The organism is Paenibacillus sp. FSL M7-0802 (assembly GCF_038004945.1).
Classification (GTDB): Bacteria; Bacillota; Bacilli; order Paenibacillales; family Paenibacillaceae; genus Paenibacillus; species Paenibacillus polymyxa_B.
In genome coordinates, this window is the sequence record NZ_JBBOSD010000001.1 from 4,063,802 (window position 1) to 4,078,807 (window position 15,006).

The following is a 15,006-nucleotide window of genomic DNA, read 5'->3' on the forward strand; positions in this document are numbered from 1 at the left end:
TCACAATGATTCAGCCCATTAAAAAGCGGTATGCGCAACATCTGGCATACCGCTAATGATGCTATATTTAATCTGTTACATATTAGGTGTTCAACAAATCTTGTGCGCCACGGTAAACAATGTCATACAGGTCTTCCAGATACTCTTCCTCGATACATGAGAATGCGATTCGGAGGTCATATTCACCCAGCGCAATTGTTCCTACCCCATATTGTTCCAGCAAATGTGTGCGCAGTCGTTCAGCGGACAAGCCGTTCAGCTTGAGACACATAAAATAACCCGAATTGAAAGGATAGTAGCTCCATACATCTCCGTATTTTCCACTATCGAGCAACGCTTTGACTTTGTTAGCCCGTCCCTTCATAATCTGGAACTTTTCTTTCTTCTGTTGTTCAAAGTCCGTTGACTTGAGGGCATCCAGGACGAAGGTTTGAGATGGGTGAGGACCGCTCGAAATCGTTGCCCGAATAATCCCTAATGTTTTTTGTTCCAGTGCGCTCAGTACATCCTGATGTTCCGAAGCAAAGGTAATAAATCCGACACGGAAGCCCCAAACGAATTCTTCCTTGGTAGCTCCGTCAATTTTGACGGGTAGAATTCTCGGATGAAGTCCAGCTAACTGACCGAATAGTGATTCATGCAGGGAGTCCTCGAAGAACAGACCAAAATAAGCGTCATCCGTCACAACTACGACATTGATGCCCGCTTCCGCGGCTTCCTGGATGGCAGCAACAATTGCTTTACCCTCTTCCACTCCCGGTGTGTAGCCTGTTGGGTTATTCGGGAAGTTCAGCACAACGATCGCTTTGCCGTATTCTTTCTGTGCCAGTAGCGCGTCGCGTAATCCTTCACTATTAAAACGTTGATCCTCTGTGAACAACGGGAAATTCACCAAACGTCCATGACGGCGAATACCGAAAGTCAGCTCATAGTTTTCCCAGTTTTTGTCTGGATAAATGACAGCGTCCCCTTCATCCGTGAACAGGTCGGCAACGATGCTCAAACCGTGGGTCAGCGCGTTCGTAACTACGGGAAGGCCGTAATTTTTCCCAGCCAATGAAGGGTTTTCCTTCAGCATTTTGTCACGCCATACACTACGAAGTTCAGGTTTGCCCGCAGGGGGAGCGTAAGGGTATAAATCCTTGGGATTGTAAGCGGACAACTTCTCCTGAATGACCTCCAAATGCATAGGACCATTGCCTTCAGTAGCAATGCCAATCGTGGCGTTGTACTTTTTAGCAAGCTTCCCTGCTTCTGCGGATTGACTCAAAATCCCTTCTTTTGGGAAATAAATTTCTTTCCCTAAAAGAGAAAGCATTTGATATACATGCTCGTTGCCTGTCTGAATGTTTTGGTTTAACTGCGCTGCCAGTGGATTCATTCCCGTTTCATCCTTCCAAGTCATTTTGATTACATATTATAGCATTACACACGGTAAGCGTCACGCAAAAGCATCTGGAACATAAAAGCGCATTTTTTTGCTTAATGACGGCGCTGAGCTTATATTATAAATTAACGGGATAAAGGACAACCAAAGATGAACAAGAGGAGGTGCAGATTTTGCTGGATACATCTGCGTCATCGTTTATCCTGTTGTCGGCTTTCGCCAAAATTGTGTGCGAGCCGGGCTGGAAGTGGCAGGTACGCGAGAAGCCGATGCCAAACTATGATTTATTTTATGTATGGAGCGGAGAAGGAACAGTGATCTTAAACGGGACGTCGTATCCGGTAAGCAAGGGGAGTTGCTTCCTGTTCAAGCCGGGGGATGATACCCGTGCCACACATAACCCGCAAAAGCCGCTCATACTTACCTATATTCATTTTGATCTTATCGAACAGCCAAAGCTTATCCCTGCAAGCTACCGTATGCTGGAGGAAACGTTCGAGGTAGAGCATATGCTTGCCAGATACGTTCGACTACGTCTGGAGCGTGCTTACGGAGCTGACGAGGAAGGCAAGCTAATCCTGAAACAACTGATGATTCATCTGCTGCGTGCGGACCGCAAGGAGCCTCAGGAGCAACAGGCCAGTAACCAGCTCACCGAGGTCATTCGGGAAACGGCCAACTATGTGCGTCAGCATCCGGGACTTCCTCATCGCGTCGAGGATTTGGCTGCACGGGCGGGGCTGTCACCGCGTTATTTTTCGATTAAATTCAAGGAGCTGCTGGGTGTGTCCGCGCAATCTCATATTATCAGCATGCGGATTGAGCGTGCACAGCATCTATTACTACATGCCGGAATGAATGTGACCGAGGTGGCAGAGGCTCTGGGGTATCGTGACATCTTTTTTTTCAGCCGCCAATTCAAGCAGTATACGGGGAAAAGTCCGTCTGAGATCCGGTAATGCTATGGACAGTGGACAAGCTGTTTCGGATTTAGGCGTAATGGGATTAACGAATAACGAATATAAAGGATAAATTCCAAAAAGGACCCGAGCAGTTACGCCGGGTCCTTTTTTTATGAGCAATTTAGCATCATCCGATCCCGATGCTCATATGTGTAGCTATAATACGGTTACGGTAAATTCACTTATGCTTTGGGATCATGTCGAAAGCAACCCAGACGTTGTCCCATTTTCACCGCATCCCCCGGCTTCAATGCGGGGTCTGGATCAAACGTGCCGTTTTCAGTTAGCAAAACGACAGTTGATCCAAATTCGAAATAGGCGAGATCGTCTCCTTTTGTCCATGAGACGGCTTTATCATCCGTATATTTGATGCTACTCACATTCATTGCGCCAACCTTGACGACCGCCACCTCACCATATTCATGGGCAATGTACGTAATCTGTCGTTCATTGCGGCTAAGAACTGCTCGCATATGTTGCAAGCCGAAGTCATTCACTGGGTATACCTTGCCGCGCAGATGTTCTTTTTCTACCAGCGTACCGGATACTGGTGCATGAATGCGATGATAATCCGTCGGGCTGAGATAGAGTACAAAAGCATAGCCGTGTGTGTATTTTTCAAGACGCGGAGAACGGTTAAGAAGCTCTTCCAGCGTATAGTCCTGCCCTTTGACATCCAAAAGAGTGCCGGACGTAATTGGGCCAGTGAAAGTAATCCGTGCATCCACCGGACTGGTCATCACCTCGGCGTTCGTATCAATCGGGCGCATGCCCGCTTTTAATTTGCGTGTAAAATAGGCGTTTAGGGAACGGTATTCCTTCCATTCCTGTTCCGCCTCATGCGTCTGGATCTGGTACGTACGTATAAAGGTGGGGATAAAAAGTCGGCTTGCACCGCTTTGCGCGAAGGAGCCTACAATCCGGCACACCCACTTGCGCGATGATAGCTCCGTCATGAGCCGCAGCCACTGTTTTGCCATTACAGATCCCCCTTGTTCATTTCCGAGCCGTCTTGGCCGGAACCTGTCCGGCCGCTCTGAACTATATTGACACAGAATGTGACGTAAATCAATACAGTGGACGGCCTGGTGAACGTTCGGTGTCTGACGAAGGCATCCGTTCGAGAAGCCAACGAGCGTAAGCCATCGGCTGAGTGTATGTTTCTTTCCAGACATTGTGCATGCCCGCCTGGCTGAAGCCATAGCGCTGATCACGACCGTTGCATTCGATAAAAACAATCTTGCCCTCATGGGTAATTCCCAGATCCAGACCGACGTCGGCGAGACGGGGAAGGGTTTGTGCCAGTCGGTGCACGATTTGTAACGAGAGTCGCTCCAATTCATTCATCAGCCGGACTGCGTTCGAAGTCTGAACCGTCTCGGTTTGTGATAATACCTCCAGTAGGGAACGGGCCGTACCGCCCTGTGCAACATTGGAAACGAAGGTGTGGGAAGGAGCAATTTTAGCATACATGCCTGTCACACCCCAGATACCGCCATATCCGCGCTGAACTGACACACGGACATCAAACGGACGATTATTGTTCAAAGCAAGCGGTATGGTTTCCTGTACGATATGAGGCACATGCAGCAGTCGTTTGTGTAGAAATAATGGGAGTTCCCCAACATTCAAACGTAGTGTGGACCAACGCTCAGGTATAGCCGGATGAGCACATTGCAAAGTCCAGCCTCCGCGGGAATGCCGCAGACGCATAATTCCTCTACCTACGCTACCGCTACTGGGTTTAATTACAACATCTCCGGTTTCCTCCATCAAGGTATGGATGGAGGAAAGGTTGCCTTGCAATGTTTTGGGGAGGTGGATGCGTAGCAAAGGGTCTTCTTGCAGAATTGCATGTATATGGTCTTTGTGGAAACGGTTTTGTTCATTAAAAATATAGAATCCCTTTTGTACAAGCTTGTTGATATCGCTAGCATTTTCATTTTGCCGATAGAGAGTCCGATTGTGGATGACCGGCGGCAACGGAAGAGTCATCTGCCGATACTCGTTGCCGTGTTTAACAAAAGCCCGGCATGTTCCGGTCGCTATATGAATATCCTCCAGACGAAGAAAGCAGGGGATGAGCTCGTAGCTTAACCCGGCGTCCTCGTAATTGGCGATAGATTCATATCGCGTCCTCATGGCGGGAATGCCCCGGTAGGTTGCCGGGTTGAGCATGACGCCGACATGCAACATGAGTATGTCCGCCCTCCTTGTAGTCACTCCAACTGATCATACTGTGATTCTAGTCCATCATATGTATCAAAGACCGGCCAGGCATGGACGCTAGCCTTGCGGTAAGCCCAAAGTTAGAAGCGAGGCACCTTTCAGGGAGGCGGACGATATGATACAAGATGATTGTTGAAGAGTGTTGGAATAGGGTCAGAAAGTAGGTGAGGTGATGCAGAGGCCGAAGGTAGCAGTCGTTACACCGGGCTCCTTTGTTATACCTTCGCCCCGCAGCAGTTCTGTGGAGCGGGTAATTGCCCACATGGTACCGCTGGCTAGTCATGAGCTCCAAGCGCAGATCTATGGCATAAAGGGAGCAGAGGCACCTGATCATGGCGATGTCGACGGAATTCCCTGCATGCGTTATAAGCGGGGAGCAGGTTATATTTCTGAGGTGATTGCTGATTTAAAGAGATGGTTACCAGCGGTAGTAGATGTACACAACCGTCCGGCAGTTGCGTATGCAATTCGCGAGGCTTTACCCGATAGTCGGGTTGTGCTGACTTTGCATTCGACCACGTTCATCCGGGAGCCCCACCTCAAACGGGAGGAGATGGGTAGGCTGCTGGCATCGATGGATCGCATTATCGTGAACAGTGCGTATTTGGGGGCAATCGTAGCTTCTGACTGTCCCGACGCGGTCAGGGAACGCATCGTCATAAACAAGCTGGGTATCCATCCCGGTGATTTCCTACCAAGGTGGACTCCTGTAGCAGAAGCGGCCAGATCGGCGCGATTGGACGATTTCGGCTGGTCAGGCCGTCAAATCGTGTTATTCGCGGGCAGACTGATGCCAGGAAAGGGCGTTCACCGACTGCTCAAGGACCTGCGGCATGTCGTCCGCACCTGCCCGGACGTACTGCTGCTCATTGCAGGCAGTGCCTATTACGGGCATGATCGCCTCACGCCGTACACGACGTCGTTGCATCGGCAGATGCGTAAACTAAGGTTGGGGAAGCATGTGCAATTCCTAGATTATGTTCCGCATCCAGCATTGGCCTCGCTATATCAGCTAGCCGATGTGACCGTTGTTCCTTCAGTGAAGGATGAGGCCTTCGGGCTGGTCAATCTGGAAGCCATGGCAGCAGGAGTGCCTGTGGTCGCTTCACGAATCGGCGGTATTCCGGAAGTTGTACAACACGGCGAGACAGGCTGGCTTGTGTATCCGTCTCACGGTGAGCAGGAAATGGCCGATGCCATCATCAGGCTGCTCCAGCAACCTGGCTTGCGACGACGGATGGGAGAAGCCGGGCTTGGCGAGGTACGAAGACGATTTTTATGGCAGCACTCAGCACAACGCTGGGCACAAATCATAACGGACTGCGCAACGGAGTGACGTAGGTGCTGTTACGCGCATAGGCTATCTTATAGGCATTAGCCATGATTTCCAGCCGGGTGAATGAAGCGGGGCGACCGCTGGTTCACTCCTGTGCCAAAGGAGCGATCACCATGAACCATCGTACGAACCATAGCCCTAAGGATAAAAGAACAGCGCGGCGTAACCTTCCCAATGCGGTTCCCTCACCCCGTGTTAACAAGGAGAAAGCGGCTTCGACTTCCGGCAGTCATAGACCGAGCCAGCGCGGGACGGCAACGGTCCCTGCCCCCGTAGTGAAAGATACCTCGGTTCAAGCTGTAGAGGAAGCGGCATGGAAGAAGCATAAGCTTCCCAAAACGCTAGAGGAAGCGATGCAGATGAATCGAGCATCTGTACTGCTGTTGTCTGTGCCTGAGTCAGATACGGAATACAGGACGGATAACGACATACCGTCTATTACGACGGAAGATCAGGCAGAGCAAGATTCGCTACTGGATTGTTCCATAACCAGTATTCACATTGCGGAAGGAAGACACCGCCCAAAGCAACGCGTGGTCTTGCCTGAGCAAGATATCGATCTAGCTTTCGATACGGAGAAAGAATTAAACTTGAATGCCATTCACGACGGATCAGCGACCAGTGACGAGGCTTCTGACGATCATATAGCTTCATCTCAATATGGGAGCATTTCTTTTCACCTCCCCGCACGAGCGGATAGGGGCGAAGTGAGCGTTGTATTTGAGAAGCCTTTTATAGATACACAATATGTAATCACTGCCAGTGCGAGTATACCGGGAGTGCTGGTATCCGTCACACAACGTCAGAGGTATTCAGCAGTACTTACTGTGGAACGCATACACTCAGGTCCGCTATGTGAAGGGTTGGTCCTTTGGATTGCGATGGGGCAATAATAAGAAGCCGGAAATATAATCGCCAATAATCAACTTCATACTAGAAAAAAGGCGTCCCACAGTGGGACGCCGTATACATAAGAGGGAAGGGGGGAGACTTATAATATCGGGGAAGTTTGTATTATTTTCACTTATCTTACACCTACAGCGTCAAAAGACTTAATAGCAGAGGTTACGGCTATTGAATTTTCACCATAACTATCTTTGGCCGCTTGGATAACAGCGGCACGCGCGGTGGAGAAGTTAGACGTGGAAGTCAGATAATTGGTGAAGGCATTATAATAAATATATACGGCTGCATCACGTCCGATTCCATCTACCTTGACACCATGGAAGGTGCCTCCTTGTGCCAGTAGATAGTAGGCTTTATTAATAATGCCACTATTAATATGGGCTCCACCATAATCCTCGTTGTTAGGATCAGGATAGAGATTGCTGTAGTGATCGACTTGACCGTATTTGACAGGATCGGAAAGGGAGCGAATGGCGTCGCCCTTAATATTAGGGGTATAAGCGACTTTGCCGAAGTCCCAATTGGTACGCTCAATGTCGTTGCCTATAATATCTGAGATGGCTTCACTTAATGCACCAGATTCAGCGAAATACACGAGCCCTGATGAATGCTCGGTCACACCGTGTGTCAGCTCATGGGCAACAATTTCAAGGTCGCTGCTGAAAGGGGCAAATAACGTGCCGTCTCCGTCTCCGTAAAGCATATGAGTGCCGCCCCAGTGGGCATTATTGTAGTTCTTTGCGCCGTAATGGACTGCCGAAGCGATGGCCATGCCATGCCCGTCAATGCTGTCGCGTCCAAATCTATCCTTGTAATAATCGTAAGTGCGGATAGCGTAAGCGTGGGCATCCACCGCAGCCGGATCTTCCCATACGTTATCTGAATCTGTATACAGGGTGCCGGGGAGCGTCTCGGTGTTGTGGACGTTATAAGTTAGGATTCCTTTACCACGAGTCGTATCCTTTAGTTGATACTTCTTGCCCGAAGCTGTTGTTTCAAATGTTTTGGTATCACCGAATACACCGCGCCCTGTGCCGATCACTTCGTTAAGGATGTCATACTTGAATACGATTTTTCCATCATTAGCGTCAATAAAGTAACGTGTGCGCAGCAGAGTGGGTTGTAAAGTATTAACTTCGGTTACATAGACTAGACGTGTTGAGTCTCCATCGGGATAGATATACAGTTCTGCTTTAGGGTCCACGCTTGGTTCCAGATTGGCAATTTTGGGGATAGAGGATGCAGGCTCTACCGCTTCCAATTTACTGTCCTCCAGTTCAGCTGCTTTATCCAAATCCAAGGAGTCCTTATCAAGAGAGATTGATAATTCATTGTTAGATGCTTTTTCGTAAGTGTCTTTACTTACACTACTTGTATCCTCGTAAGGTTCAGTAACGATTTGGACGGAGGAAGAGAGAGATTGAACCCGTATAGCTGCATCTTCATATGCCGTATATACAGCCTCAGTAGCACTGATTTTTGGAGTTGTATTTTCTTTAGCATCGGCTTGTTGATCTTCTGAAATGACTGCTCCCAAATAAGAGGTGATTTGACCAGACTTGTTTACATGGATGGTCTGTTCGGCTCCAAATACGGGAATTCCGTCTACGTATTGTTTTAACCGATAATGCTTTGTACCAAATTTGTCACTGGTACGATCCACGATACGAAATTGCTCGCGCACATGGGAACCGATGTGGGTATTGTCCAGACTCAATAATGTTTTTTGTTGTCGATTTAAAAAGCTCCAGACCAGATTGTCGCCTGTTACCGTTGAAGGGGACTTCCAGTTCACCGTTTGGAATGTTGGCGTAAACTGAGTCGGATCGGGAACAGAATTTTCAGCTGCGGAGGCCCCCGGCGCTATAGATCCTAATAACATAGCCCCTCCAAGAAGTGAAACCCATACTTTTTTCAATTCATACTCACTCTCCCTAATTAATATTGTGGTGAAAAACACCCTGTTTGCAGAAGCTATTCGTCATATATGTAAGTCTTGTTGCTCCTTTGAAACGTGAAGAGGATTGAAAAAAATTACCTTATGTAAAATATTAAGGTTTATTTTTTTGCAATCTCATCGTCTTGGCTCTGATATTAGCACAGAGGTTGTCGAACGAGAAGGTTAATTTTACAAAATACCCCAAAATGAATCTTTAGTCCCTGATTTATGTTTATTTGTCTTATTTAGTCGAAAATGATCGAAGGGACCCGATGAACAAGAAAAGGGCGCCCCTTTGAGGGGACGCCATAAATAAGGGGGGAAGGGGCGCAGACTTGTACACTGCACCCCTATTTTTTCGTCCATTGTATGAGTCAGGGCCAAGTGACAGTTGCACAACGGCAAAGGTCTATGGACGGGATATGAGGATTATAGCGTATATGATTTAGTTTACGCCTACAGCGTCAAAAGATTTGGCAGCTGCAGTTGCTTCTGCTGAGTTCGCACCGTACTGATCTTTTGCCGCTTGGATCACAGCAGCGCGTGCGTTGGAGAAGTCGGAAGAAGAAGTCAGGTAGTTCGTAAAGGCACTATAGTAAATTTGAACCGCTGCATCGCGGCCAATTCCATTTACAGTTACACCATGGAAAGTACCACCTTGTGCCAACAGATAGTAGGCTTTATTGATAATACCGCTGTTCGTATGAACGCCGCCGTTATCGGAGCTGCCTGTATACAAGTTGGAATAGTGATCTGGTTGATCGTACAGGGTAGGATTGGACATAGAGCGCAGAGCATCGCCTGCAATGTTTGGCGTATAAATATCATCGCCTACAAGCCAATTTTTACGCTGAATGTCATTACCGATGACGTCCGAGAAAGCCTCATTCAATGCACCGGACTCTCCGTAATATTCCAAATTCGAAGTATACTCTGTGACACCGTGCGTAAGTTCATGACCTACCACATCGGGGTCCCCGCTGAATGCGATAAATGTGCTACCGTCCCCGTCTCCATAAGTCATTTGGGAGCCATTCCAGAAGGCGTTGTTGTAACGGCTACCGTAATGGACTGTCGAACGGAGTTGCAGCCCGCGTCCGTCAATGCTGTTGCGTCCAAATTTGGCCTTATAGTAATCATATGTTTTGGCAGCATACGTATGGGCATCCACGCCGGCTGGATCATTCCATACATTATCGGCATCGGTCAGAATGGTACCTGGGATGCTTTGACGGTTGGAGGCCGTGTAGGTCACAACCCCGTTACCGCGTGTTGTATCTTTTAACTGGTAGCTACTGCCGGAAGCAGTCGTAGTGAATGATTTGGTATCACCAAGCACACCTTTACCTGTGCCTGTCGCTTCATTAATAATGTCATACTGGAATACGATGCTGCCATCATTGGCATCAATAATGTAGCGAGTACGCAGTGGGGCAGGTTCTAAAACATTGACTTCTGTTACATAAACCAGCTGCAGGTCATCCCCTTTAGGATAGAAGTACAGATCGGCTTTAGGATCTACTTCTGGCTGCAGATTAGCGATTTTGGCAATGGAACTTTTTTCTGCTTCCACCGCTTCAATTTTGCTATCTTTCAGGGCAGATGCTTTATCAAGACTCAGCTCGTCCTTATCAGTAGATAGCGTTTTTTCGTTGTTAGCTGCTTCGGCGTAAGTGTCTTTGCTTACACTGCTTTGTTCCTCAACATCTTTAGAAATCGTATCGTCGGAGGTAGGGAGGACTTCAATCCGTGCAGCTGCTTCTTTATATGCAGTGTAGACCGCTTCAGAAGCGCTGATTTTTGGAGTTGTACCTTGCGTAGCTTCAGCTTGCTGATCCTCAGTAACCACCGCTCCTAAGTAAGAGGTGACCTCACCAGATTTGCCCACATGAATAGTCTGTTCAGCTCCATATACGGGAATCCCGTTTACATACTGTTTCAGCCGATAATGGCTCACACCGGACTTGTCGCTTGTGCGATCAACGATTCGGAATTGTTCACGTACACTAGAGTCGTCCGCACCCAGTAAAGATTTCTTTTGCCGATTCAAATAGCTCCATACAATGTCGTCCCCCGATACCGAGGAAGGGGCTTTCCATTGCTCGGCGTGAAAAGTCGGTGTAAGCTGAGTTGGCCCCGAAACGGAACTCTCCGCTGATGCACCAGACGCGACAGACCCTAATAACATAGCTCCTCCAAGAAGCGAAACCCATACTTTTTTCATTAAAAATTCACTCTCCTCGATTAATTTCAGGATGAATCATCCTGTCTTGAATAAGGCATTGCGCCATTTATGTAGGTCGTGTTGTCGTCTGGAATAGAAGAAAATGGAACATGAAGAGAAATACCGAAGTGTTTTTCATGAAGCGTACGTGAAAAGAGGGTACTGCAATATGAAGCATGTAGCCTAAAAAGGTGACAAACTCCTCCTTTCCTGTCGTATATAAAGAAAATAGAATAATGGTGGATAATGGAAAAAAATGACTTATGCAAAAAAAACAAATGTTGATTTTTTGAACTCCCATCATCTGGCTCTGATATTAGCACAGAGAATGACGGACGAGAAGATCTATGTCACAAATTTATCCAAAATGATTCTTTAGACCCTAATAACTCATTTATTTAATAGGATTAATAAGTTTTGTAAAATAAAGTCGAAAATTGCTGTGTCGAAAAGACTCCACGATTGCCGTTACACACGGCTTTTGGACCGCATAGGTTATGTTGAACTGTCCTAATCATGCTGTCCATCTATACAGCAGGAAGGGAGGTGAGACGGGAGCATGAAGAAGCAGGGAAGAGCTGGATACAAGATCAAACGGAGGCGGCATTCCGGCGCTTACTATCATTCCAAGATGTGGCTGCCGTTACGAATGCCGAACATGCATAAGAATCCGGTAGCCCCTGCCATGAGGGAGGTACTCGACACGGAGAGAGGGGCACAGAGCGGAGAAGAGCGACCATCTGAACTGTCATCAGTGGGAAAGTTTTTCGTATCTGTCATTATCCCGGCCATGAATGAGCAAAAAAAAATCGGAGCTGTGATTCGCGAAGCGCGCCGTGTCCATCCACATACAGAGGTTATCGTCGTTGAGAACGGATCACACGATAGAACGGCGAAGGTGGCAGCAGCGGCGGGAGCTCGTGTACTTTCTTTCCCGGAACCGCTCGGACATGATGTTGGCCGTCGTATTGGAGCGGAGGCGGCATCCGGACAGATCCTGCTTTTCCTGGATGGGGATATCGTCATTCCCTGCGTTAGACTCCGGCCGTTTATACACGCCATATGTGCAGGGGCGGATGTGGTGCTGAATGATTACCATGGACCTGTGAATCGTACGCCCGTACATCCTGTAGTGGAGGCAAAGCATGTATTGAATATCTTGTCGAATCGTGCTGATTTAGGGGGAGCATCTATGACTGGCATTCCACACGCCATAAGTCAAAAGGCTCTAAAGGAAATAGGTCTAAAGCCCTTGGAGAAACCTCCTTTATTTCAAGCTATGTCCATCGCCTCCGGGTTACGAGTGGTGACTGTATATGGAATAGCTGTCGGTAAAATAAATGCGACACGTAAAAAACAGAACGGCAAGGACCCGCTGGCAGATGTAATTGTTCAGGATCATCTGGATGCCATTGCCTGGCTTACATCGCGTCTGGGAACGCGTGCGGGATATACGGATTTGGGGCGCAAACGGATCAGAGACGAGGTGAAACTGTGAGTAGACAGTATCGCAGAGGGAAGCGTGAAGAACCGAGCTGGGGGATCAGACGTGTTCAGCGAAAACGAGGAACGACGACTTCAATGCATAGCCGTAGGGTGAGAAAGCCCACACCTCGGGCGAAAGGAATGACCGAAGTGACTCCGCCTGTGGAACGCGAAGTTCCGGGAGATATTGTGTTACAGGGAACGGCAGCGGCCGTGGTCAGCGCCTGTAATGAAGAGTCAACGATTGACCGGGTACTGGGCGAGCTGGAAAAACTTCCGTTTACGGATATCATTGTCGTATTGAACGGCTGCACGGACGGCACGCGCTCCACCGTAGCCAAACATCATCCCAGTGTGACTCTCGTCAACGTGCCGGATCGACTGGGGCATGATGTTGGCCGTGCAGTAGGCGCGCGTATGACGCAGGCTGATATTGTGCTGTTCGTGGACGGAGATTTGCCGATTCCAGCATCTGATTTGTTACCTTTTCTCCACGCGGTGGATCAGGGAACGGATGTTGCGCTTAATGATCTGGGCAGACATTTGCCGCCCTATGCCCAGCAGGACAGCGTGACACGGTGCAAAGCATTCCTGAATCGCGTACTACGCAGGCCGGATCTGGGAGCAAGCTCATTGACTGCCGTACCGCATGCCTTATCTCGGCGTTTACTGGATCAGCTTGGCTCAGCCGTGCTTGCCGTACCGCCAAAAGCCCACGCCATGGCAATTCTGCATGGCATGATCGTGGCGGCAGTACATGCTGTCGATGTCATTAAAACAAACCGTAAGCGGACCTTCAATGTTGGCAAAGGGAACGCTATGGAACAGTTGATCGTCGGTGATCATGCAGAGGCACTGACGGCGATGTTTCAGGTAGCCGGGTATTCCCCGCTCGGGCCTGTTCCAACACGGGTAGACGTTGCCAAAGGGAGGAATGCACAATGAGTCTGACGAGCATCATTATTCCGACTTATAACGGCCTGCATCTGTTAAAGCCGTGCATTGAGGCGATTCGGACACATACGATAGATGTACCGTATGAAATCATTGTTGTGGACAACGCTTCGAATGACGGAACGGATGATTTTTGCGCATCCGAGCGGCTGATCAGCATACGTCTTCCTGAAAACAGAGGCTTTCCAGCAGCATGTAATACGGGGCTCCGGCTGGCTTCCGGTGACCAGTTCGTTATTTTAAACAATGATGTGACGGTTACGCGGGGATGGCTATCGAATATGTTGGCTGCATTGCAGAGCGAAAGCATAGTGGGATTGGTGGGACCGGTGACGAATTACGTCAGCGGTATTCAGCAGATACACGGATTAGAAGGAGATTTGGCCAGTTGTCTGAGATATGCGGAGCAGAATAATGCAAGTAATCCCTCCAGATGGCAGGAGGTCAAGCGGTTGGTCGGATTTTGTTTGCTGTTCCGGCGCGATCTGATGGAACGGATCGGATTGCTGGATGAACGGTTCAGCCCCGGACATTATGAGGATGACGATTATTGTCTACGCGCACGCGTGCATGGCTACAAGCTGCTCATGTGCAACGACTGTTTTGTCTATCACGAGGGGAATGCGAGCTTCTCACGCTCGGAAACTTCCTGGATGGAAGAGCTGATCGAGCGGAACTATCGTTTGTTTATAGAGAAATGGAGTATAGATCCCAGAATGTTCATCGAAACTGGAAACGCTGGGGTTGTATGCACTGAACATGCTGTCGAAGGAGGAAGGAAGATATGAAAGGGGTTATTCTCGCAGGAGGAACCGGATCGCGCCTTCATCCGTTGACTACATTACTCAACAAGCATCTGCTTCCGGTCGGCAAGTATCCCATGATCGTATATGGTATCGAGAGGCTGCGACAGGCGGGGATCTCCGATATGCTTATTATTATTGGTAAACAATCGGCCGGACTGTATACCGATTTTTTGGGCAGTGGCAGCGATTATGGTGTCCAACTGACATACCGGATTCAAGAAAAGGCGGGCGGCATTGCGGAAGCACTCGAACTGGCAAGAAGCTATATGCAGGCAGAAGAGAAATTCACTGTTTTGTTAGGTGATAATTTGTTCAAGGAAGACTTGGGACCTGTGATCGAACGGTTCAAGCAACAGCCCCCGGGGAGCGCCAGAGTGTTGTTGAAAAAGGTGGCAGATGCTCGTCGTTACGGGGTACCCGTATTTGATCCTGAGCGCCCGGAGAGCATTATGCGGATTGAAGAAAAGCCACAGCATCCCCAATCCAAATATTGCGTTACGGGTATCTATATGTACGATACTGCCGTGTTCGATAAGATCCGGCAAATTACACCTTCGGCACGCGGTGAGCTTGAGATCACGGATGTTAACAACTGTTATGCCGCTGAAGGCAAGCTGGAATATGATATTTTACGGCGCTATTGGAGCGACGCAGGAACCTTCGATTCCCTCCAGGAAGCTGGAGTGAAAATGAAAGGACTTCTACCCTGATCTCAATGAAACACCATCCGGCCGGGCCAGGCATATAGTATAGGCATAATGCCACCCGGAGGAGTGAA

The 15,006-nt window shown here is 48.7% G+C and carries 12 protein-coding genes; 7 read left to right on the forward strand and 5 right to left on the reverse strand.

Annotated elements, in window-relative coordinates; translation table 11 throughout:
* Positions 1-82: 82 nt before the first annotated feature.
* Positions 83-1,381, reverse strand: coding sequence for an aminotransferase class I/II-fold pyridoxal phosphate-dependent enzyme (locus tag MHB54_RS18715; protein WP_023990124.1), 1,299 nt, complete (start codon positions 1,379-1,381; stop codon positions 83-85).
* Positions 1,382-1,560: 179 nt separating this feature from the next.
* Between MHB54_RS18715 and MHB54_RS18720 the strand changes: the two genes are divergently transcribed.
* A complete protein-coding gene (locus MHB54_RS18720; protein ID WP_023990123.1) occupies positions 1,561-2,346 on the forward strand; it encodes a helix-turn-helix domain-containing protein in 786 nt (261 codons plus the stop codon).
* A 185-nt stretch (positions 2,347-2,531) separates the two neighbouring features.
* Here MHB54_RS18720 and asd read toward each other — a convergent pair whose 3' ends face one another.
* On the reverse strand, positions 2,532-3,329 hold the full coding sequence (gene asd, locus MHB54_RS18725; RefSeq protein WP_028541464.1) for an archaetidylserine decarboxylase: 798 nt from the start codon (positions 3,327-3,329) through the stop codon (positions 2,532-2,534).
* An 88-nt stretch (positions 3,330-3,417) separates the two neighbouring features.
* Entirely contained in the window at positions 3,418-4,545 is a 1,128-nt protein-coding gene (locus MHB54_RS18730) for a YheC/YheD family endospore coat-associated protein (protein ID WP_023990121.1), read from the reverse strand.
* Positions 4,546-4,750: 205 nt separating this feature from the next.
* Here MHB54_RS18730 and MHB54_RS18735 point away from each other — a divergent pair, with 205 nt between their 5' ends.
* The gene (locus MHB54_RS18735; RefSeq protein WP_264454598.1) at positions 4,751-5,914 is read left to right on the forward strand and encodes a glycosyltransferase family 4 protein; all 1,164 of its coding nucleotides are present in this window, start codon (positions 4,751-4,753) and stop codon (positions 5,912-5,914) included.
* 113 nt (positions 5,915-6,027) lie between these two features.
* Entirely contained in the window at positions 6,028-6,807 is a 780-nt protein-coding gene (locus tag MHB54_RS18740; RefSeq protein WP_264454600.1) for a WIAG-tail domain, read from the forward strand.
* A gap of 131 nt (positions 6,808-6,938) precedes the next feature.
* Here MHB54_RS18740 and MHB54_RS18745 read toward each other — a convergent pair whose 3' ends face one another.
* Together MHB54_RS18745 and MHB54_RS18750 are read right to left on the reverse strand one after the other, a co-directional pair.
* Positions 6,939-8,738 carry a M4 family metallopeptidase gene (locus MHB54_RS18745; protein WP_264454601.1) on the reverse strand — a complete coding sequence of 600 codons (1,800 nt, stop codon included), beginning with the start codon at positions 8,736-8,738 and terminating at the stop codon, positions 6,939-6,941.
* Between the two features lie 466 nt (positions 8,739-9,204).
* A complete protein-coding gene (locus tag MHB54_RS18750) occupies positions 9,205-10,983 on the reverse strand; it encodes a M4 family metallopeptidase (protein ID WP_264454603.1) in 1,779 nt (592 codons plus the stop codon).
* Between the two features lie 559 nt (positions 10,984-11,542).
* Here MHB54_RS18750 and MHB54_RS18755 point away from each other — a divergent pair.
* From MHB54_RS18755 to MHB54_RS18770, 4 genes are read left to right on the forward strand one after another with little or no spacing between them, the layout of a single operon-like run.
* A complete protein-coding gene (locus MHB54_RS18755; protein ID WP_075154703.1) occupies positions 11,543-12,481 on the forward strand; it encodes a glycosyltransferase family 2 protein in 939 nt (312 codons plus the stop codon).
* Positions 12,478-13,413 carry a glycosyltransferase family 2 protein gene (locus tag MHB54_RS18760; protein WP_264454606.1) on the forward strand — a complete coding sequence of 312 codons (936 nt, stop codon included), beginning with the start codon at positions 12,478-12,480 and terminating at the stop codon, positions 13,411-13,413. Before MHB54_RS18755 ends, MHB54_RS18760 begins: the two co-directional genes overlap by 4 nt.
* Positions 13,410-14,210 (forward strand): glycosyltransferase family 2 protein, encoded by an 801-nt coding sequence (locus MHB54_RS18765; protein ID WP_023990114.1) that lies wholly within the window; start codon positions 13,410-13,412, stop codon positions 14,208-14,210. The genes MHB54_RS18760 and MHB54_RS18765 overlap by 4 nt, the downstream gene beginning before the upstream one ends.
* Positions 14,207-14,938, forward strand: coding sequence for a sugar phosphate nucleotidyltransferase (locus MHB54_RS18770; protein WP_069080651.1), 732 nt, complete (start codon positions 14,207-14,209; stop codon positions 14,936-14,938). The genes MHB54_RS18765 and MHB54_RS18770 overlap by 4 nt, the downstream gene beginning before the upstream one ends.
* Positions 14,939-15,006 lie beyond the last annotated feature (68 nt).